The sequence below is a fragment of the Dermatophilaceae bacterium Soc4.6 genome, assembly GCA_039889245.1.
GTDB lineage: Bacteria > Actinomycetota > Actinomycetes > Actinomycetales > Dermatophilaceae > Lapillicoccus.
The window spans coordinates 2,609,653-2,629,312 of sequence record JAZGVH010000002.1; the positions used below are offsets into that span (position 1 = coordinate 2,609,653).

Genomic DNA, 19,660 nt, shown 5'->3' on the forward strand with positions numbered 1-19,660 from the left:
GTCGCAGGCGGGGGGCGCTCCTCGTCGAACCTACGCGGCGGTCGGGCCCAGCAGCGCCGCGACCCGCGCGGCGTGGGCCCGTCCCACCTCCCGGCCCGCCGCAGCGGAGGGGGGCCGGGTCGTCGGGGACAGGGGGTTGGCGCCGAAGGCGGCCACGGAGTCAGCGTCGGCGTAGATGACGTGGACCGCGGCGGGGCCGAGGTCGACGAGCTCGTCGGCGAGGGGGCGGCCGAGCATCGTCGGCCCGTCGGGGAGCGTGGGTGAGAGCACGAGCACGATGTCGCAGCCGGCGGCGACGTCGGCGTTCGCCCCGGAGTGGACGCCGCCGTCGGTGTAGTGGTGGCCGTCGATCGCCACCACGGGCCAGATGCCTGGCACGGCGCAGCTCGCGGCGATGGCGAGGGCGAGGTCGACGCCGCTGTGACGGTCGAGCACCCGACGCTCGCCCGACTGCGCGTCGAGCGTGACGACTCGCAGGTCGCGCTCGGGCCACTGCGGGCGCGGCAGGCGAGTGCGGATCACGGCGAGCCGCTCCTGCGCCGGCACGGTGTCGGCGGCGAGGGCGAAGGCCCCCACGGCTCGCCGGACCTCGGCCGCCGACCGCGCACCGGCGGTGGCCGCGGCCAGACGCTGGGCGAACGACGTGAGGTCGAGGTCGGCCGAGAGCTCGGCGGTCGCGTCGACCCGTTGCGCGGCATACAGCTGCTCGAGGGTCGGCGACGGGTCGGCCGAGGTGGCGACGGTGACCTGGGCCCCGACGACCGATCCCGCCGAGGTGCCCACGACGACGTCGCTGGCCAGCACCCGCGCGGCGAGGGCGGGGTCGACGTCGGCGAGACCCTGCAGCACTCCCAGCTCCCAGGCGATGCCGGCCAGCCCACCGCCCGCGAGGACCAGGGCTGTGGTCGGGACCCTGCGCACAGGGGTCGACCCGCCATCCGGGGACGCAGCTGTGGGGGTGGGGATCGCGTCGCTCATCCTGTCGCAACGACGGCTGGAGCACCGGGCATTCCGCTACCGTGGCTCGCGGGCGGTGGTGACCTGCAGGAGGGACGTCGATGAGGATCCCTGTTCCCGGAGTGGGGGTCGGTCACTGGACCGACCCGGTCGGCCGGACCGGGTGCACCGTGATCGTGCTGCCGCCCGGGACGACGGCCTCCTACGAGTGCCGTGGCGGCGCTCCCGCGTCGCGGGAGCTCACGGTGCTCGAGCCGGACAAGTCGGTGAGCCGGGTCGATGCGGTGCTGCTCACCGGGGGGTCCGCCTTCGGGCTGGCCGCCGCCGACGGGGTGATGCGTCGCTGTGAGGAGCTCGACCGTGGAGTGCCGACGTCGGCAGGCCGGGTGCCCATCGTGCCGGCCCTCGCGCTGTTCGACCTCACGGCCGGCGACCGCCACGCGCGACCGACCGCGCAGGACGGCTATGCCGCCGCGTGCGCCGCCTCTGGCGACGCGCAGCTCACCGGTCTGGTGGGGGCCGGGACCGGGGCCCACACCGGTCAGTGGCGGGGCCCGAGCGGGCGCTCACCCGGGGGCCTCGGGACGGCCGTGCGGCAGGTCGGCGACGTCGTGGTCTGGGCGCTGGTCGCCGTCAACGCCTTCGGCGACCTGGCCGACGGGTCGGCGAGCCCGTCGCTCGAGGTGGCCGAGCACCTCCAGCGGTCCGTCGAGGCTCGTCGTGGCGTCGCGACGGGACCCGCCAGCGAGGTGGAGAGCGAGAGGCTCCATACGACCATCGGGGTGGTCGTCACCAACGCCCGTCTCGACAAGACCGGCTGTCACGTGGTCGCTCAGGGCGCGCACGACGGGTTGGCCCGGGCGGTCACGCCTCCGCACACCCGCTACGACGGCGACGCCTTCGTGGCCGCGGCCACCGGCGAGGTCGATGCGGACCTCGATGTCGTGCGGCTGCTGGCCCTGGCCGTCGTCTGCGACGCCATCCGATCGGTCGGCGCACCGGCCTGAGCGCCTGCCTGACCCCGTCCGACAAAAGCAGTTGCGCCGTCAGGTCGAGGCTCTCACGATGGGGTCAGATCGCTGGGCGTCCGCCCGGCCCGATGAGAGGAGCCGTGACATGTCGATCCCTGTCCTCGGCCTGCCCGCCGCCCCCTTCTCTCACCGGAGCCCCTCTCATGACCCGAGGTATCGACCGCGCGACCTCCGCGGCTAGCACCCCACCGCCCACCCCCACCACCAGCCCAGCCAGCCCCGCCAGCCCAGCCAGCCCCGCGAGCCCCGCGAGTCAGGGAGGCCACCCCGCGGCTGCCGAGCCGGTGCTCACCTTCGACTTCCGGCCCGTGGAGGACGTCGACGAGGGCCAGCGCTTCTCGACCTACTGGGACGTCGAGCCTCTCAGCCGCGGCCCCCAGCCCGCGCCCGACTGGGTGGTCACCGACCGGGCGGCGGTCGACACCGAGCTGGGGGTCCTCAAGACGGGCAAGGAGGCCGACGTCTTCCTGCTCGAGCGCGCGGTGCCGGGGACGGATGTGGGTGTGGTCCTCGCCGCCAAGCGGTATCGCGACGCCGAGCACCGCCAGTTCCACCGGGCCGCCACCTACACCCAGGGGCGCCGGGTGCGCAGCTCGAGGGACGCCCGGGCGATCGCGAAGGGGACCGCCCACGGCCGCGCCGTCGCGGCCGGCCAGTGGGCCTGGGCGGAGTGGGAGTTCCTGGGGCGCTGTTGGGAGGCCGGTGTGCCCGTGCCCTACCCCGTGCAGATCGACGGGACCGAGATCCTGATGGAGCTCGTGACCTCGCCCGACGGCACTCCGGCCCCACGGCTCGCCCAGACCCGTCCCGATCCCGAGCGGTTGGCGTCGTACTTCGACCAGCTGCACGAGGCGATGCTGCTCCTGGCCGCCATGGGCGCAGCCCACGGGGACCTCTCGCCCTACAACGTCCTTGCCGCCGGCGAGCGCCTGGTCGTCATCGACGTTCCCCAGGTCGTCGACATCGTCGCCAACCCGGCCGGCCAGGACTTCCTCCTGCGTGACTGCCACAACATGTGCACCTGGTTCCGGGCCAGAGGCCTCGACGTCGACGAGCAGGTGCTCTTCGCCGAGCTGGTGACGCAGGCCTACGGGGTGGGCTTCGGCTGAAGGCCGCGCGCGACGGATGGTTCCCGAGAGGGGGTGGGGTGGGTTAGGACGTAGCCTGGAGACTTCCCCGCCACAGACTGTGCCGTGCCCCACGTCGTGGGGCACGGCACAGTCTGTGGCGGGCGAGGTGTGGTGGTGGGTCCCGGCGGCTGGGGGTGGGTTTGTCCACAGGGGGTGGGGTCGGCGGTGGTGTCCCCAGGGGGACGGCGGGTGGGGGGTGGTGGGTGGGGTGACGGGTGAGACTCGGGAGATGGGTGAGTCGTCGTCGTTCGGTGGTCAGGTGGGGGATGCGTTGCGCGCGGTGCGGTATGCGCGGGGGTGGAGCCAGCGGGAGCTGGCGGCGCAGCTGGGAGTGGGGAAGTCGGCGGTCGCGCGGTGGGAGGCGGGCGTCGTCAGTGGGGCGGTCGCCGCGGTGCTGGGGGTGCTGGAGCGGGTGGGGTTCGAGGTGGGGGTGGTGGATCGGCGGCCGGAGGGGCAGCGTGAGCCGGCGGATCCGCCGTGTCCGCGTGATCCGGTGGCGGCGCAGATCGTGGTGTTCTGGCGGCAGCGGGTGGAGGACGAGGGGGTGCGTGATGCAGCGGGTCGTCGTCCGCCGGCGCATCGGCACGTGTATCCGCTGAAGATCCCTCACACGTGGTGGACGGCGCGTCATCGGGGGGTGCCGTGGGTGATGCGGCCCGTGTGGTCGTGGGCGCGGTACATCACCTGGGCGCACGTGGTGCGGCGTTACGGTCGGTTCCCGTCGTACGTGGGCCATCCTCCGTGTGGGGGTGCGCCGATGCAGGGGTACCCGCCGTGAGGGAGGTGCTGGTGGCGGGTCCGACCCCCCACCCCTGGTGTCGGCCTATGCGGTGGTGAGTCCGGGGCTCGGGCGGTAGCGGCCCCCCGGGAAGGCCGCGGCCAGCTCGCGGAGCTGGGCTTCCACGACGTCGAAGCCGATCTCTCGGCCCCACTCGAGGATGCCCCGGGGATAGCCTGCGCCGAGGCGCATGGCCAGGTCGACGTCGTCGCTGCTCGCCTCCCCGCGGTGGACCAGGTCGACGGCCTCGTTGACGAGCATGGCCAGGGTGCGCGCCACCGGGTCGGTGGTGACCGGTCCACCGACCAGGTCGGCTAGCAGCTGCTCGTCGGGCCCGGTGGTCAGGAGGTTGCCGTCGGCGGCATACGCGTAGATGCCGTGGCCGCTCTTGCGGCCGAGCCGGCCGTCGGCGACGAGCTGCTGCTGCAGGGCCGTGGGCGCGTAGCGCGGGTCGCGACCGGTCTGCTCCCACACGCTGGTGCCGACAGCGAGGTTGACGTCCTGCCCGATGAGGTCGGTCAGCTCGAGGGGACCGAGTCGGAAGCCGGCCCCCCGCAGGGCGGCGTCGATCGTGGCGGCGTCGGCGACCTCGTCGCCGAGCAGCCGCTGCGCCTCGCCGTAGAAGGGTCGCGCGACCCGGTTGACGACGAAGCCGGGGGTCGACGCACAGCGCACCGGGGTCTTGCCCCAGGCCCGCACGAGCTCGGCACCGACGTCGAGGGCGGGCTCGGCGCTGCCCCGCCCAGCCACCACCTCGACCAGCGCCATGGCCGGGGCCGGGTTGAAGAAGTGCAGGCCGATGACCCGCCCTCGCCCCGGCTCGGGCACGGCCTCGGCGATGGCGTCGATGTCGATGCTCGAGGTGTTGCTGGCCAGCACCGCGGTCACCGGTTGACGCGCGGCCAGCTCGGCGAAGATCGCCCGCTTGACCTCGAGGTCTTCCCGGACCGCCTCGACGACGAGCAGGCACGCGGGCAGGTCGCCGATGCCATCGGCCACCTCGAGACGCGCGACCGTCGCCGCCGCGTCCGCCGCCGTCATCCGGCCGCGCGAGACCCGGGCGTCCAGGCGGGCGGCGATGCCGTCGCGGGCTCGCCCCGCCGCTCCGTCCACGGCGTCGACCAGGTGCACCACGTGCCCCGCCGTCGCGGCGACCTGCGCGATGCCCGCGCCCATGGCGCCCGTGCCGATGACTGCGACGTGACCGAGCGGCTCCATGAGCCCATCCTGCTACACGGCCCCAACTCCGGGTGAGTCCGAGGAGTCGACTCCTACCCCCGTCGTCGCGAAGACGGGGGCGCGCCGGTCAGGCCCCGACGTCGGTGTTGGCCCGGATGACGCCCGCGTAGAACAGCGCCGAGTCCTTCAGGGTGCGCTCCTGCGTCGCGTAGTCGACGTGCGTGATGCCGAAGCGACGGTCATAGCCCCAGGCCCACTCGAAGTTGTCGAGCAACGACCACAGCTGGTAGCCGCGCACGTCGGCGCCCCGGTCGATCGCCTCGAGCACCGCGGCCAGATGGCGCCTGACGTAGTCCACCCGCTCGACGTCGTGCACCCGGCGCTCCGCGCCCGCCCCCTGGTCCTCGACGACGACGACGTCGTCGAAGGCAGCACCGTTCTCGGTCACCATCAGGGGCAGGCCCGGGTAGGTCTTCGAGGTCCGCAGCAGCAGCTCGGTCAGGCCCGCCGGGTCGACCAGCCAGCCCATCTCGGTGCGCGGTCCCTGCGGGATGACGAAGTCGCAGTCGTCGAGGCCCACCCAGGGGACGTGCTCGCTCACCATGTGCCCGTCCTCCATGACCCGGGGTGAGACGCCGTCCCACTTCCGCACCACCGACGTCGTGTAGTAGTTGACTCCCAGCACGTCGATCGGCTGGTGGATGGTCTCGAGGTCGCCGTCCCGCACGAAGCCCCAGTCGGTCACCGCCGCCGTGTCGGCGACGAGGTCCTGCGGCAGCCGACCCTCGAGCTGTGGCTCGAGGAACGCTCGGTTGCCCAGGGCGTCCATCCGCCGCACCACATCGAGGTCGTCGGCGGAGTACGGGTCCGCGGGCCGGATCACGTGCAGGTTGTGGGTCACCGACAGCTGCGCCTGCGGCAGCACCGACCGCACAGCCTGGCAGGCCAGGCCGTGGGCGAGGTTGAGGTGGTGCACCGCAGCGAGGGCGGCCGCGCCGTCGGTTCGTCCCGGCGCGTGGACTCCCGACGCATAGCCCAGGTAGGCCGCGCACCAGGGCTCGTTGAGGGTCGTCCAGGTGTGCACCCGGTCACCGAGCGCCTCGGCGACAGCCGCGGCATACGGGCCGAAGGCCTCGGCGGTGGACCGCGCGGCCCAGCCGCCCGCATCCTCCAGCTCCTGCGGGAGGTCCCAGTGGTACAGCGTGACGATGGGGGCGATGCCGGCCCCGAGCAGCTCGTCGACGAGCCGGTCGTAGAAGGCGATCCCTTGGGGGTTGAACGGTCCTGACCCGTGCGGTTGCACGCGTGACCACGCGACGGAGAAGCGGTAGGAGCGCAGGCCGAGCTCCTTCATCAGGGCGACGTCCTGCGGCATGCGGTGGTAGTGGTCGACGGCCACGTCACCGGTGTCGCCGCCCCGCACCCGACCGGGCGTGTGGCTGAAGGTGTCCCAGATCGAGGGTGTGCGGCCGTCCTCCCCGGCGGCACCCTCGATCTGGTAGCTGGCGGTGGCCGAGCCGAAGAGGAAGCCCCCGGGGAAGATCAGCTCGGGGAAGGTCAGCTCGGGAGAGGCGGGCGACAGGTCGGTCATCGGTGGGCTCCTTGGAGGTCGGGGGCGGAGACGAGCTGGTTGGTGCTGCGCACGACGCTCGGCGCGAGCCATGCCTCGGGGGCAACCGTCAGGTCGCTGGTGACGTGGAGGGTGCAGCTCTCACCCGGCAGCAGCGTCACCATGCCGTCGTCGACGGTGGCGTCAGGGTCGACCTTGTCGACCAGCAGGCAGACGTCGCGCTGGAGCCCCGCTGCCGTCAGGTGCACGTCGTAGCCTCCGGGCACCCGCTCCGCCCTCGTCGAGGCCCACCCCGGCGCGAGGGCGAGATCCTTGTCCTCGGCGAAGAACCACAGGGCGCGCTGGATCCCTGCCTGCGCGACCAGCACGTCGCGCGCCGGGTCGACGTCGCTCCACAGCGCCACCGGGAGGGGCACGGTGACCGTGGACCGCGGCGCGACCTCGACGGCGAGGGTCGTGAGGGCACGTTCGTCACCGTGGAGGTCGAGGCGGCGTACGGCGACGTGCGTGACCCAGGCCTCGTCGGTGTCGTTGCCGACCGCGAGCCCCAGCCCACCCTCGCGGGGCTGGATGCTGAGCAGCCTCGGGGCGTAGGCGTGGCGCAGCGCGAACCACAGCGGCTTGCGCCGGCCGTCGCCGTCGACGGCAGCCCACGACGTCACGGGCCAGCAGTCGTTCAGCTGCCAGACGATCGCCCCGGAGCAGACCGGGTGCCACGAGCGCAGGTGCTCGAGGCCGAACCTGACGGCGCGGGCCTGCTGCACCTGCATCGCCCAGTGCCAGTCGTCGAAGCGGTCGTCGGGTGGCCGGTGCAGGTGGGGGGCAATGCCCCGGTTGAGCTTGTCGTCGCCGCCGATCGCCTTCTGGTGGCTCGACATCGCGGGTGACGTCGGGGTGAGCGGCCGGTCGTGGACGGCCTGGGTCAGCGTGGCCCAGGTCGGCGGCCCCTGGTAGCCGAACTCGGAGACGAAGCGCGGCACGGAGTCGCGGTAGTGCGTGTGGTCGAGCGTGTTCCACACGTCCCACAGGTGCGTCGTGCCGTGAGCGGGGTCGTTGGGGTGGCGCTGCTCGTCGAAGGACCACGGGCTGCCGGGTGAGTAGGGCCGGGTCGGGTCGAGGCGGGCCAGCAGCTCGGGCAGCACCTCGAGGTAGTAGCCGCGCCCCCACGTGAGGTCGCCGAGCTGTGCGGCCCAGCCCCAGTCCTCGTGTCCCCAGAGGTTCTCGTTGTTGCCGTTCCAGACCACGAGGCTCGGGTGCGGGCTGAGCCGGGTCACCGCCTCGGTCGCCTCCGCGACGACCTCCCCGCGCAGCGGCGGCTCCTCTGCGTAGGCCGCGCACGCGAAGAGGAAGTCCTGCCAGACCAGCACGCCCTGCTCGTCGCAGAGGTCGTAGAAGTCGTCGGACTCGTAGATGCCACCACCCCAGACCCGCAGGAGGTTCATCCCCGCCTCGACCGCGTCGACGATGCGGGTGGCGTAGCGGGCGTGGTCGACCCGGTGCGGGAAGGCGTCGTCGGGGATCCAGTTGGCCCCCTTGACCAGGACGGGGTGGTGGTTGACCGAGAGCACGAACGGCGTCCCGTGCTCATCGGGCTCGGTGTCGAGCGTGACCGTGCGGAAGCCGGTGCGCCCCTGCCAGCGGTCGAGCTCGTGGCCCTCGGGGTCGAGGGTGTCGGGGGTGTCGGGGGTGTCGGGGGTGTCGAGGCTGCTGAGGCTGCTGAGGCTGACGACGAGGTCGTAGAGCGGTTGGTCGCCGTAGCCGCGGGGCCACCACAGCGCCACCTGCGGCACGTCGAGAGCGACGACCACGTCGCTGCCGGTGCTGCCGACGACCACGCTCGCGAGGTATGGAGTGCCGTCGGGTGCGGTGAGCGACGCGGCCAGCGAGAGGGTGGCGCCCTCACCGGCGGGGCGAGCGACCTCGACGTGCACCTCGACCCGACCGGTCGTCCCGTCGACGGTGGCGAGCGGTCGCACGCTGCCCAGCCGGGCCGTGTGCCAGCGCTCGACGAGCACCGGCCGCCAGATTCCCGCCGTCACGAGATCGGGGCCCCAGTCCCACCCGAAGTTGCAGGCCATCTTGCGCACCGCGTTGAAGGGGTGCTCGTTGGTGTGCACCCGTGGCCCCTGCGCCTGGCTCATCGCCTCGGCGGCGTCGAGCGGCGCGGTGAGGTCGACGACGAGGTCGTGCCCGCCCGGCACCCTGGCCGTGGCGGCACCTTCGTCACCGAGGAGGTCCGTGACGTCGTACCGGTGGGTGCGGTGCATGTTGCTCGGTGTCCCGAGCAGGTGGTCGTCGAGGCGCACCTGCGCGACGGTGTCGAGGCCGGCGAAGACGAGCTCGACCCGCTCGCCGGGCGCGGGGGGCGACAGGTGGAGGCGGGTGCGGTAGCGCCACGCGGTGCGACCGATCCACTGGAGCGCGGCCTCGTTCTCGTCGAGGTAGGGGTCGGGGATCAGGCCCGCGGCGAGCAGGTCGGTGTGCACGACCCCGGGCACCGTCGCCGCGACCTCGACCCCGCGCAGGACGTCGGGCACCGCGCCGTCGGTGGCGGTCAGCACCCAGGGCTCGTCGAGCAGCTGTCTCACTTGACGGCTCCAGCGGTCACGCCGGCGACGAAGCTCTTCTGGGCGAGCAGGAAGCCGACGACGACCGGCACGCTGACCACCAGCGAGGCGGCCATGATCTGGTTCCAGTAGACGTTGGTCTGCGTGGAGTACTCCCGCAGCCCGACCGCCAGGGTGCGGTTGGAGTCGTTGGTCATCACCGAGGCGAAGAGCACCTCCCCCCAGGCGGTCATGAAGGAGTAGATCGCGACGGCGATGACTCCCGGACGGGCAGCGGGCAGCACCACTCGCCAGAGGGCGCCGAGGGGGGTGCAGCCGTCGACCATCGCCGCCTCGTCGAGCTCGCGCGGGATCGAGTCGAAGTAGCCGACGAGCATCCAGATCGAGAAGGGCAGCGTGAAGGTGAGGTAGGTGATCACCAGCCCGAGGCGCGAGCCCACGAGCTGGATCCCGGTGGCGCTGTTGATGTTGGTGAAGATGAGGAAGAGAGGGAGCAGGAAGAGCACCCCCGGGAACATCTGCGTCGACAGGACGGTGGTGGTGAAGATCGAGCGCCCCCGGAAGCTGAAGCGCGACACCGCGAAGGCGGCCAGCACGGCGAGCACGACGCTGGCCAGCGTGGCCAGCCCGGAGACGACCAGGCTGTTGCCGAAGTAGCGCGCCAGCGGCACGGTCGTCCACATGTCGACGAAGGGGGAGACGGTGAGGGTCGACGGCCACCACGTGAAGGTGCTCTGCACGTCGCGCAGCGGCTTGAGGGCCGCGGTCACCATCGCGTAGAGCGGGATGAGGGTGAAGGCACCGAGCAGCAGCACGGTCACGGCGCGGAACGACATGAAGCCCTTGGTGTTACGCACGACTGGACCTCCGGTTGGTGACGACGAGGTAGGCCGCGGTGAGGACCATGAGGAAGAGCAGCAACAGCACCGACATAGCCGCCCCGATGCCGAAGTTCCACGTGAGGAACGAGGCGTTGTAGATGTGGAACGACACGAGGTCGCCCGCCGGGGGCTGGGCCGTGCCGAACAGCACGTACGGCGTGTTGAAGTCGCTGAACGTCCACAGGAAGAGGACGAGCACGAGCACGATGTTGACCGGGCGCAGCGACGGCAGGGTGATCGACCGCCAGGACCGCAGGTTGCCCGCACCGTCGACCGAGGCCGCCTCGTAGAGCTCGGTCGGGACCGACTGCAGGCCGGCCATGATCGTGAGGAAGGCGAAGGGCCACAGCCGCCAGACGGCGACGACGACGAGCGAGGTGAACGCGTTGTTGCCCAGCAACCAGAAGGGCCGGTCGCCGGTGAGGTGCAGGTTGTCGGCGAGCACGTGGTTGATCAGGCCCGTGTCGCGCTGGAGCATGAAGTTCCATGTGAGGATCCCGGCATACGCAGGCAGCGCATAGGGGACCAGGAAGAGGGTGCGCACGATGCCTCGTCCCCGGAATGGTTGCTGGAGGGCCACGGCCGCGGCCATCCCCAGCCCCCACGACAGCACGACCGCGGCGACGGAGAAGCCGATGGTCACGAGGAACGACTGGAAGAGCTTGGCGCCGATGCTCGAGTTGATGTCGAGCGCCAGCCGGTAGTTGCCCAGACCCGCCCAGGGGGCCGCTGACCAGTTGGCCAGGAAGAACTTCGTGAGGCGCACGAAGCTCATCCAGATGCCGACGAGCATCGGCAGGATGTGGATCAGCAGCTCCATGACGACGGCCGGCGCGAGCAGCAGGTAGGGCAGGAGCTTGTGGTCACGCGAGGTGGCGCGGCCACGCCGCCGCCGGGGACGGGTGGTGCCCGCCCCGGCGGTCGACGGGGCTGCCGTGCGGGCTGCCGTGGGGGCTGAGCTGGTGGCTGAGCTGGTGGAGGTGGCCATGACCGGGTCCGGGTCTCAGCCGCCGGTCGCGGCGGTGACCTGGTCCTGCGCGTCCTGGAGCGCAGTCTTGACGTCGGTGGCCGAGACCGTCCCGCCCGTGGCCACCTTGGCGAAGAGCGCGTTCATGGCCTTGCCCACGGTCGACTCGAACTGGTCCTCGGCGGCGACGAGGGGCAGCGGCTTCGACATCGTCGCGTAGATGTCCTGGAAGGTCTTGGCCTCCTCGGCGTTGTCGGTGAAGACCGGGGTCTCACCCTGGAGGACGGGCAGTGCGGAGAAGGGCTTGTCGAGCGTCTTCTGCGTCTCGGGCGAGGTCATGAACTTGACGAACGAGAGCGCGGCGTCCTTGTTCTTGGTCGACTTCATCACCGACAGGTTGATGCCGGCGATGAAGGTCGCGATCTTCTGGCCTCCCGACGGGGAGGGGAAGGGCACGACGCCGTAGGCATCGCTCTTCATGCCGTTGCTGACGATGGAGCTGTCGGCGTTGTTCTGGTTGAGGATCATCGCGACCTTGCCGGCGGCGAAGTCGTTGACCGACTTGGTGCCGTTGTCGTACTGCGCGTTGCTCGGGTTGACCACCTTGTCGGTCTGCATGAGGTCGAGGTAGCGCAGGACGCCCTGCACGTTGGCGTCGCTGGTGAAGGTCGGCTTGCCCGCGGCGTCGAACCACGCGCCGCCGTTCTGTGAGCCGTTGATGAAGGCGAAGTGCACGTTCTCGGTGTAGCTGCCCGCGGCGAGCGAGAAGCCGTACTCCTGCTTGGCCGGGACGGTCAGCTTCTTGGCCGCGGTGACCATCTCCTCCCACGTCGTCGGGGGCTGGAGACCGGCGGCGGTGAACATCGCCTTGTTGTAGTAAAGCCCGTAGGCCAGGCCGTAGAGCGGGACGGAGGTCGGGTCCTGCCCGGCCATGCCGCCGGTGTCGAGGGCGGCCTTGACGAACTTGTCCGGGCCGCCGATCGCCGTCATCGCCGCGCTGTCGTAAGGCAGGAACGCGCCGGTGGCCTGGAGCGAGGAGGCCCACGTGTTGCCGATGTTGAGCACGTCGGGGCCGGAGCCAGACGTGATGGCGGTCTGGATGCGGGTCTGCAGGTCGTTCCACCCGATGACCTCGAGGTTGACCTTGACGCCGGTCTGCTTGGTGAAGGCGTCGAGGACGGGGGTGAGGACCTGCTTGTCGTTGTCGAGGCTGGTGCCCTGGTTGCTGGCCCAGTAGGTGAGGGTGGCGTCGGCGCCCGTGGCGCCGCCGGCACTGGTGGTGCTGCCGCCGCTGCTGCTGCAGGCGGCGACGCCGAGCGCGAGCACGCAGGTGCTGGCGGCGGCGAGGAAGGCACGTCGAGTCACGGTCAGACTCCCTTGTCCGAGTAGGCTCCCGGTCGCCGACGGCGAGGTGGGAGGGGTGTGCTGCGACTATGGACCTAACCGGTTAAGAGAGTCAACGTAACCGGTTAAGTTCGTGACCGTATCGTGACCATCCGAGGTCGGGCGAGATCAGCGTGGAGGGGCTGCCGTGGTCCCGCGGACGATGAGGGTGCCGACCGGCGACTCGCGGTGGAGCTGCGTCCCCCCGGCGATCAGGTCGTAGAGCAGGTCGGTCGCGAGGCGGGCCTTGCCGATGAGCCCGTGGTCCATCGCGGTCAGGGGTGGGCGCCCCACCTGGCACAGCACCGAGTCGTCCCAGGCGATGACCGACAGGTCCGTCGGCACCCGCACGCCCAGGTCGGTCGCGGTCGTGACCACCGCCGTGGCCATGATGTCGTTGCCCGCGACGATCGCGGTCGGCGCGGCGCCCGGCCCGTGGGCCAGCAGTGCCGTCGTCGCGGCGGCCCCCGAGGCGAAGTCGTAGGTCGCCTCGACGTGCCTGACCCGCAGACCGCGGCTCGCGCCCTCGCGCGACATCGTCTCGGCGCGCACCCGCTCGTGCGCATACAGGAGCGGGCCACCGAGGTGGGCGACGTCGCGGTGCCCCAGTGAGTGCAGGTGGTCGAGCATCACCTCGACGGTCTGCGCCTCCGGGGTCACGAGGCGACCGATGCCGTCGTCGAGGGCGACGGAGGTGACCATCACGGCCGGGATGCGCAGCGCCCCGAGCAGCGGGATGCGGGGGTCGTCGTCGTGCTCGTCGTAGAGCAGGAAGCCGTCGACCCGGCCCTGCCGGGCCCACCGACGGTAGACGTCGAGGTCTTCCCCCCTCTCGCCCGTCAGCCGCAGCAGCAGCTGGCCGTCGGCGTCGTTGAGGTACTGCTCCACACCGAAGAGCGTGCGCATGTAGAACGCCTCGGCGGCGATGACGGCGGGGTCGCGGGCGATGACGATGCCGATCGTGCCGGTGCGGGAGGCCGACAGGGCGACCGCGGCCGAGCTGGCGTGGAAGCCGAGCTCGTCGGCGAGGTGGAGGACCCGGGCCCGGGTCTCGGCACTGACGCCGGGCCGCCCGTTGAGTGCGTAGGACACCGACGCCTTCGAGATGCCGAGCTGCGCGGCGATGTCGCTGATCGTGATGCGCTCTCGCCGGACGGTGGTCACGGCGTCATCCTCTCAGAGGGGCACTCCCCGGGGACGCCGTTCGCGGTCAGCGGCTCACTGGAAGGGTGCGGGGTCTCCGGCACCGACGCGCGCGATCTCGGGCAGGCCCGAGGAGTAGTCGACGACGGTGGTCGGCACGGCCTCGCAGTCGCCGTCGACGACGACGTCGACCACGTGGTCGAGCTCGTCCTTGACCATCCAGCCCTCGGTCATCGCGTCGGTCGTGCCCGGCAGGATCAGGGTGGTCGACAGCAGCGGCTCACCGAGGGCCTCGAGGATCGCGCGGGTCACGGCGTGGTCGGGCAGGCGCACGCCGACAGTCTTCTTCTTCGGCTGGAGGAGACGCTTGGGCACCTCCTTGGTGGCGGGCAGGATGAACGTGTAGGGCCCCGGGGTGGCGGCCTTGACGGCCCGGAAGACGCGGTTGTCGATCTGCACCAGCTGCCCGAGCTGGGCGAAGTCGTGGCACACCAGCGTGTAGTGGTGCCGGTCGTCGAGGTGGCGGATGGCGGCCATCCGCTCCTTGCCCTCGACGTTGCCGACCTGGCACCCGAGGGCGTAGCCGGAGTCGGTGGGGTAGGCGATCAGGGCCCCTGCCCGCAGCCGGTCGACGACCTGGGCGACCGCACGCGCCTGTGGGTCGTCGGGGTGGATGTCGATGAACCGGGCCATGACCAGGGCGCCTCAGGCCTTGTCGGGGACGACGACGTTGAGCAGCATCGAGACGACCGAGACGATGACCGCGCCGAGCACGGCGTCCCAGAAGAAGCTGTCGACGGCGAAGACCAGCCCGAGGTGCGAGGCGAGCCACGCGGTGAGCTCGAGCATCAGCGCGTTGACGACGACGGTGAACAGCCCGAGCGTCAGCCAGATCAGCGGCAGCGAGAAGAGCTTCACCACCGGCTTGATCGCCGCGTTGACCAGCCCGAAGACGAGCGCGATGAGCACGATGGACACGACCGTCGCGGTCCAGGTCGAGCGCGGCGGGGCGAAGGTGATGCCGGCGACGACAGCCGAGGCGACCCAGAGGGCGACGGCGTTGACACCGGTCTTCAGGGCCAGCCGCGACAGGGTGCTCATGCGGCCATCCTGTCACGCGGGCACGGCGGCGCTACCGTGTCGTGTCATGAGTGCTGACCTGAGCCGGACGTCCGGTGAGCCGCCCCTGACGCAGGCCGAGCAGGTGCGGCTGCGGGCCGCCCTCGGTGAGCTGCCGGCCTACGTGCCGGGCAAGCCGGCCGCCGCGGTGCCGGGGGTCGTGACCTACAAGGTCTCGAGCAACGAGAACCCCTACCCGCCGCTCGACGCGGTGCAGGCCGTCATCGCGGCCGCCGCGGGGGAGGTCAACCGCTACCCCGACATGGCGGTCGCCCTGCTGTCGTCGCGGATCGCGGCGGCGGTCGGTGTCGACCCGGGCAACATCGCGACCGGCACCGGCAGCGTCGCCGTGCTCGCGCACATCGTGCAGGCCATGTGCGACGCCGGCGACGAGGTCGTCTACGCGTGGCGCTCGTTCGAGGCCTACCCGATCGTCGTGGCCCTCGCTGGCGCGGTGTCCGTGCAGGTGCCGGTCGACGCCGACGCGCGCCACCGGCTGTCGGCGATGGCCGACGCCGTCACGGAGCGCACCAAGATCGTCATCGTCTGCTCGCCCAACAACCCCACCGGCACGGTGGTCCACCGCGACGAGCTGGACGCCTTCCTGGCGCGGGTGCCGAGCTCGGTGCTCGTGGTGCTCGACGAGGCCTACCTCGAGTTCGTCGCCGACCCCGAGGCGCCCGACGCGGTCGACGTGTGGAGGGCCCACCCCAACGTGCTGGTCCTGCGGACCTTCTCCAAGGCCTACGGCCTGGCGGGCCTGCGGGTCGGCTACGCCGTCGCGCACCCCCGGATGGCGACGGCGCTGCGGCAGACGGCGACGCCCTTCGGGGTCAGCTCGATCGCGCAGGCGGCGGCGGTCGCCTCCCTCGATGCCGTCGACGAGCTCACCGTCCGCGTCGAGGCCATCGTCGCGGAGCGCACGCGCATGGCGGCGGCGCTCGAGGGCCAGGGGTGGACGCTGTCGGCGAGCGAGGCGAACTTCGTGTGGTTCCCCATCGGCGCCGACTCGGCGGCCTTCGCCGCCGCCTGCGACGCCGCCGGTCTCGTCGTCCGGCGCTACGGCGACGACGGGGTGCGGGTGACGGTGGCCGAGCCCGAGGCGAACGACCGGCTCCTCGAGGTCGCGGCGGCGTTCGGCGCGCGGTAGCGGCGGGGGGATACATTAACCGGGAACGGCTCAACGGTGAGTGCGGTCACACCACGTCCGCGCCTGCCCATCCCCGAAGCCCTGCGCACCACGGTGACCCCGGGAGCGCGCGGCCCGACCGCCGGTCTGACCGACCGGCAGCAAGGAGTGACGGTGAGCGCCGACCCTGACACCACGACCGCAGACACCACGACGGCACCGATCACGGCGGCCGACCTCACGGCGGGTGTTCCCGCCGTCGGTGACGGTGGCCCCGAGATGATCCAGCTGCTGACGCCCGAGGGTCAGCGGGTCGAGGGCGGGACCGACGCCGCCGACTACACGGCATACGTCGACGCCCTCAGCGACGAGGAGCTGCGCGGCTTCTACCGCGACCTCGTGCTCATCCGCCGGGTCGACACCGAGGCGACTGCCCTGCAGCGCCAGGGCGAGCTCGGCATCTGGGCCAGCCTGCTCGGCCAGGAGGCGGCGCAGGTCGGCTCCGGCCGCGCGCTCGCCCCCCAGGACCACGCCTTCCCGACCTACCGCGAGCACGGCGTGGCGTGGTGCCGCGGCGTCGACCCGCTCAACCTGCTCGGCATGTTCCGCGGCGTCAACAACGGCGGGTGGGACCCGGCCGAGAAGAACTTCCATCTCTACACGATCATCATCGGCGCGCAGACCCTGCACGCCACGGGCTACGCGATGGGCATCCAGCGCGACGGCGCGGTCGGCACGGGCGACCCCGATCGCGACGCCGCGGTCATCGCGTACTTCGGCGACGGGGCCACGGCCCAGGGCGACGTCAGCGAGGCCTTCACCTTCGCCGCGGTGATGAACGCTCCCGTCGTCTTCTTCTGCCAGAACAACCAGTGGGCGATCTCCGAGCCGAGTGAGCGCCAGACCCGCATCCCTCTCTACCAGCGCGCCCGCGGCTTCGGCTTCCCCGGGGTGCGGGTCGACGGCAACGACGTGCTGGCCGTGTACGCGGTGACGAAGCACGCGCTCGAGGAGGCCCGCTCCGGCCAGGGCCCGTTCCTCGTCGAGGCCTACACCTACCGCATGGGCGCGCACACGACGAGCGACGACCCCACGAAGTACCGCGTCTCGGCCGACGTCGAGGTGTGGAAGCTGCGCGACCCGATCGCCCGCTTCAAGGCGTGGCTGGCGCGCGAGGGCCGGGCCGACTCGACCTTCTTCGACGCCGTGGAGGCGCAGGCCGACGAGCTCGCCCTGCACGTGCGTCGAGGCACTCTCGAGATGCCCGACCCCGACGCACCGTCGATGTTCGACCACGTCTACGTCGAGCCGCACCCCCTGCTGGCTGCGGAGAGGGAGCAGTTCGTCGCCTACCACGCCTCGTTCGAGGGGAGCCACTCATGACGCAGCTGACCATCGCGAAGGCGCTGACCAACGGCCTGCGCGCCGCCATGGAGAAGGACCCCAAGGTCGTGCTCATGGGGGAGGACATCGGCAAGCTCGGTGGCGTCTTCCGGGTCACCGAGGGCCTGCAGAAGGACTTCGGTGAGGAGCGCGTCATCGACACCCCGCTCGCCGAAGCCGGCATCGTCGGCACGGCGGTGGGTCTCGCCCTGCGCGGCTACCGCCCCGTCGTCGAGATCCAGTTCGACGGGTTCGTCTACCCGGCGTTCGACCACATCGTCAGCCAGGTCGCCAAGATGCGCGCGCGCAGCCTGGGTACGGTGGCGATGCCGATCGTCATCCGCATCCCCGTCGGTGGCGGCATCGGCGCGGTCGAGCACCACAGCGAGTCCAACGAGGCCTACTTCACGCACACGGCCGGGCTCAAGGTCGTCTGCGTCTCCAACCCCGAGGACGCCTACTGGGGCATCCAGCAGGCCATCGCCACCGACGACCCGGTCGTCTTCTACGAGCCCAAGCGTCGCTACTGGGACAAGGGCGAGGTCGGCATCGACGCGCCCACCCGCGGGCTCTGGTCGGCGGCCGTCGCCCGCGAGGGCACCGACTGCACGGTCGTCGCCTACGGCCCGATGGTCAAGACCTGTCTGCAGGCCGCCCAGGCCGCGGCCGAGGAGGGCCGCAGCCTCGAGGTGGTCGACCTGCGCTCGCTCTCGCCGCTCGACCTCGACACCCTCTGCGCGTCGGTCGAGAAGACCGGCCGCATGGTCGTCGTGCACGAGGCGTCGACCAGCGGCGGCCTCGGCGCCGAGATCGCCGCGGCGGTCACGCAGCGCAGCTTCCACCACCTCGAGGCGCCCGTGCTGCGCGTCGGCGGCTACAACCTGCCCTACCCGCCCAGCCGGCTCGAGGAGGACTTCCTCCCCGACCTCGACCGCGTGCTCGACGGTGTCGACCGCGCGCTCGCCTTCTGACGACCTACTGAGACAAGGGATTCCACGACATGGCGCTCCATAGCTTCCGCCTGCCCGACCCCGGTGAGGGCCTCACCGAGGCCGAGGTCGTCACGTGGCGGGTCGCCGTCGGTGACACCGTCAAGGTCAACGACGTGGTCGTCGAGATCGAGACCGCGAAGTCGCTCGTCGAGCTGCCCGTGCCCTTCGCGGGCACGGTGACCGCGCTGCTCGTCGACGAGGGGGCGACCGTCGAGGTCGGCACGACGATCATCACGATCGAGGACGGCATCGGTGCCGCCGAGCCCGTCGAGCCTGCCCCGCCCGTGCCTGTCGCCGTGCCCGTGGTCGTGCCCGTGGCGGCGGACACCGTCGAGGAGGCCATCGAGGAGGGCAAGATCGGGGGCACCACCTCGACCGGCCGCACCGCTGTCCTCGTCGGCTACGGCGTCAAGCAGACCGAGGCCAAGCGGCGTCCCCGCAAGGGTGCCCCGGAGTCACCCCCACCATCCGGTATGCCGCCTGCCGCCGTCGCACCAACCGCCCCCGTCGCGCCACCCACCCCCGTCGCGTCATCCGCCCGGGCACTGGCCAAGCCGCCGGTCCGCAAGCTGGCCAAGGACCGCGGGATCGACCTGCGCGACGTCACGGCGACCGGAGCGGGCGGCCTCGTCACCCGGGCCGACCTCGAGGCCCACACCCCCGGGACCGTCCCCGCGCCACAGCTCGAAGACCTTCGAGCTGAGGCGACCCCGGCCCCGACCCCCACCCCGAACCAGCGCGAGACCCGGATCCCGGTCAAGGGTGTCCGCAAGATGACCGCTCAGGCGATGGTCGGCTCGGCCTTCACGGCCCCGCACGTGACGATGTTCAACACCATCGACGTGACCGCGACGATGCAGCTCGTGGCCCGGCTCAAGGCCGACCGCGAGTTCCGAGACGTCAAGGTCACCCCGATGCTGGTCCTTGCCAAGGCCCTGCTCGTCGCCATCCGCCGCAACCCCGGGATGAACGCCGTCTGGGACGAGCAGGCGCAGGAGATCGTGGTCAAGCACTACGTCAACCTCGGCATCGCCGCCGCGACGCCACGCGGCCTCGTGGTGCCCAACGTCAAGGACGCCGACCAGATGTCGATGCTGCACCTGGCGCAGGAGATCGGGGCCCTCACCGAGACCGCGCGCTCCGGCCGCACCCAGCCGGCGCAGATGAGCGGTGGCACGATCACCATCACCAACGTCGGCGTCTTCGGCATCGACACGGGCACCCCGATCATCAACCCGGGCGAGAGCGCCATCGTCGCCTTCGGGGCCGTCAGGAAGCAGCCGTGGGTCGTGACCGACGCGGACGGCGACGACCAGCTCGCCATCCGTCAGGTCACCACGCTCGCCGTCTCGTTCGACCACCGACTCATCGACGGGGAGCTCGGCAGCCGCTTCCTCGCCGACCTGTCGGCGCTGCTCGAGGACCCGAGCCGGGGGCTGGTCTGGGGCTGA

At 71.7% G+C, this 19,660-nt stretch carries 17 protein-coding genes; 7 read left to right on the forward strand and 10 right to left on the reverse strand.

Translation table 11 applies throughout. The annotated features are described in order from the left end of the window. Positions 1 to 30 precede the first annotated feature (30 nt). Entirely contained in the window at positions 31 to 978 is a 948-nt protein-coding gene (locus tag V3N99_12070; protein ID MEO3937479.1) for a patatin-like phospholipase family protein, read from the reverse strand. Positions 979 to 1,058: 80 nt separating this feature from the next. Here V3N99_12070 and V3N99_12075 point away from each other — a divergent pair, with 80 nt between their 5' ends. The 3 genes from V3N99_12075 to V3N99_12085 all read left to right on the forward strand — a co-directional run bounded on the left by V3N99_12075 (position 1,059) and on the right by V3N99_12085 (position 3,896). Next, entirely contained in the window at positions 1,059 to 1,964 is a 906-nt protein-coding gene (locus tag V3N99_12075; GenBank protein ID MEO3937480.1) for a P1 family peptidase, read from the forward strand. Between the two features lie 308 nt (positions 1,965 to 2,272). After that, complete coding sequence (locus V3N99_12080) at positions 2,273 to 3,097, forward strand: RIO1 family regulatory kinase/ATPase (protein ID MEO3937481.1); 825 nt, start codon at positions 2,273 to 2,275, stop codon at positions 3,095 to 3,097. A 250-nt stretch (positions 3,098 to 3,347) separates the two neighbouring features. Next, entirely contained in the window at positions 3,348 to 3,896 is a 549-nt protein-coding gene (locus tag V3N99_12085; GenBank protein ID MEO3937482.1) for a helix-turn-helix transcriptional regulator, read from the forward strand. A 45-nt stretch (positions 3,897 to 3,941) separates the two neighbouring features. Here the strand turns inward: V3N99_12085 and V3N99_12090 are convergent, their stop codons facing one another. The 9 genes from V3N99_12090 to V3N99_12130 form a co-directional block, all read right to left on the reverse strand. Continuing rightward, a complete protein-coding gene (locus V3N99_12090) occupies positions 3,942 to 5,114 on the reverse strand; it encodes a 3-hydroxyacyl-CoA dehydrogenase NAD-binding domain-containing protein (protein MEO3937483.1) in 1,173 nt (390 codons plus the stop codon). Positions 5,115 to 5,202: 88 nt separating this feature from the next. Next, a complete protein-coding gene (locus V3N99_12095) occupies positions 5,203 to 6,666 on the reverse strand; it encodes a GH1 family beta-glucosidase (GenBank protein ID MEO3937484.1) in 1,464 nt (487 codons plus the stop codon). After that, positions 6,663 to 9,233, reverse strand: a complete 2,571-nt coding sequence (locus tag V3N99_12100) for a glycoside hydrolase family 2 protein (protein ID MEO3937485.1) — start codon at positions 9,231 to 9,233, stop codon at positions 6,663 to 6,665. The genes V3N99_12095 and V3N99_12100 overlap by 4 nt, the downstream gene beginning before the upstream one ends. Next, the gene (locus V3N99_12105) at positions 9,230 to 10,069 is read right to left on the reverse strand and encodes a carbohydrate ABC transporter permease (protein ID MEO3937486.1); all 840 of its coding nucleotides are present in this window, start codon (positions 10,067 to 10,069) and stop codon (positions 9,230 to 9,232) included. The genes V3N99_12100 and V3N99_12105 overlap by 4 nt, the downstream gene beginning before the upstream one ends. Further along, positions 10,062 to 11,081, reverse strand: a complete 1,020-nt coding sequence (locus V3N99_12110; GenBank protein ID MEO3937487.1) for a sugar ABC transporter permease — start codon at positions 11,079 to 11,081, stop codon at positions 10,062 to 10,064. The genes V3N99_12105 and V3N99_12110 overlap by 8 nt, the downstream gene beginning before the upstream one ends. A gap of 15 nt (positions 11,082 to 11,096) precedes the next feature. Beyond that, a complete protein-coding gene (locus V3N99_12115; protein ID MEO3937488.1) occupies positions 11,097 to 12,425 on the reverse strand; it encodes a sugar ABC transporter substrate-binding protein in 1,329 nt (442 codons plus the stop codon). A gap of 147 nt (positions 12,426 to 12,572) precedes the next feature. Further along, complete coding sequence (locus tag V3N99_12120) at positions 12,573 to 13,607, reverse strand: LacI family DNA-binding transcriptional regulator (protein MEO3937489.1); 1,035 nt, start codon at positions 13,605 to 13,607, stop codon at positions 12,573 to 12,575. Positions 13,608 to 13,661: 54 nt separating this feature from the next. Next, a complete protein-coding gene (locus V3N99_12125; protein MEO3937490.1) occupies positions 13,662 to 14,279 on the reverse strand; it encodes an L-threonylcarbamoyladenylate synthase in 618 nt (205 codons plus the stop codon). A 12-nt stretch (positions 14,280 to 14,291) separates the two neighbouring features. After that, positions 14,292 to 14,687 carry a phage holin family protein gene (locus V3N99_12130; protein ID MEO3937491.1) on the reverse strand — a complete coding sequence of 132 codons (396 nt, stop codon included), beginning with the start codon at positions 14,685 to 14,687 and terminating at the stop codon, positions 14,292 to 14,294. Between the two features lie 46 nt (positions 14,688 to 14,733). On the opposite strand from V3N99_12130, the gene hisC reads away from it, so the two are divergent. The 4 genes from hisC (at position 14,734) to V3N99_12150 (ending at position 19,660) form a co-directional block, all read left to right on the forward strand. Next, positions 14,734 to 15,855: a histidinol-phosphate transaminase gene (gene hisC, locus V3N99_12135; protein ID MEO3937492.1), complete on the forward strand. Its 1,122-nt coding sequence runs from the start codon at positions 14,734 to 14,736 to the stop codon at positions 15,853 to 15,855. A 258-nt stretch (positions 15,856 to 16,113) separates the two neighbouring features. Beyond that, the gene (pdhA, locus tag V3N99_12140; protein MEO3937493.1) at positions 16,114 to 17,217 is read left to right on the forward strand and encodes a pyruvate dehydrogenase (acetyl-transferring) E1 component subunit alpha; all 1,104 of its coding nucleotides are present in this window, start codon (positions 16,114 to 16,116) and stop codon (positions 17,215 to 17,217) included. Beyond that, the gene (locus tag V3N99_12145; protein MEO3937494.1) at positions 17,214 to 18,188 is read left to right on the forward strand and encodes an alpha-ketoacid dehydrogenase subunit beta; all 975 of its coding nucleotides are present in this window, start codon (positions 17,214 to 17,216) and stop codon (positions 18,186 to 18,188) included. The genes pdhA and V3N99_12145 overlap by 4 nt, the downstream gene beginning before the upstream one ends. Positions 18,189 to 18,217: 29 nt before the next feature. Continuing rightward, positions 18,218 to 19,660 (forward strand): dihydrolipoamide acetyltransferase family protein, encoded by a 1,443-nt coding sequence (locus tag V3N99_12150; GenBank protein MEO3937495.1) that lies wholly within the window; start codon positions 18,218 to 18,220, stop codon positions 19,658 to 19,660.

Bases quoted from the DNA above. Each gene is read 5' to 3' on its own strand.
- V3N99_12130 (MEO3937491.1), bottom strand. From the start codon at position 14,687: ATGAGCACCCTGTCGCGGCTGGCCCTGAAGACCGGTGTCAACGCCGTC.
- V3N99_12085 (MEO3937482.1), top strand. From the start codon at position 3,348: ATGGGTGAGTCGTCGTCGTTCGGTGGTCAGGTGGGGGATGCGTTGCGC.
- V3N99_12090 (MEO3937483.1), bottom strand. From the start codon at position 5,114: ATGGAGCCGCTCGGTCACGTCGCAGTCATCGGCACGGGCGCCATGGGC.
- V3N99_12110 (MEO3937487.1), bottom strand. From the start codon at position 11,081: ATGGCCACCTCCACCAGCTCAGCCACCAGCTCAGCCCCCACGGCAGCC.
- hisC (MEO3937492.1), top strand. From the start codon at position 14,734: ATGAGTGCTGACCTGAGCCGGACGTCCGGTGAGCCGCCCCTGACGCAG.
- V3N99_12070 (MEO3937479.1), bottom strand. From the start codon at position 978: ATGAGCGACGCGATCCCCACCCCCACAGCTGCGTCCCCGGATGGCGGG.
- V3N99_12125 (MEO3937490.1), bottom strand. From the start codon at position 14,279: ATGGCCCGGTTCATCGACATCCACCCCGACGACCCACAGGCGCGTGCG.
- V3N99_12095 (MEO3937484.1), bottom strand. From the start codon at position 6,666: ATGACCGACCTGTCGCCCGCCTCTCCCGAGCTGACCTTCCCCGAGCTG.
- pdhA (MEO3937493.1), top strand. From the start codon at position 16,114: ATGATCCAGCTGCTGACGCCCGAGGGTCAGCGGGTCGAGGGCGGGACC.
- V3N99_12145 (MEO3937494.1), top strand. From the start codon at position 17,214: ATGACGCAGCTGACCATCGCGAAGGCGCTGACCAACGGCCTGCGCGCC.
- V3N99_12075 (MEO3937480.1), top strand. From the start codon at position 1,059: ATGAGGATCCCTGTTCCCGGAGTGGGGGTCGGTCACTGGACCGACCCG.
- V3N99_12150 (MEO3937495.1), top strand. From the start codon at position 18,218: ATGGCGCTCCATAGCTTCCGCCTGCCCGACCCCGGTGAGGGCCTCACC.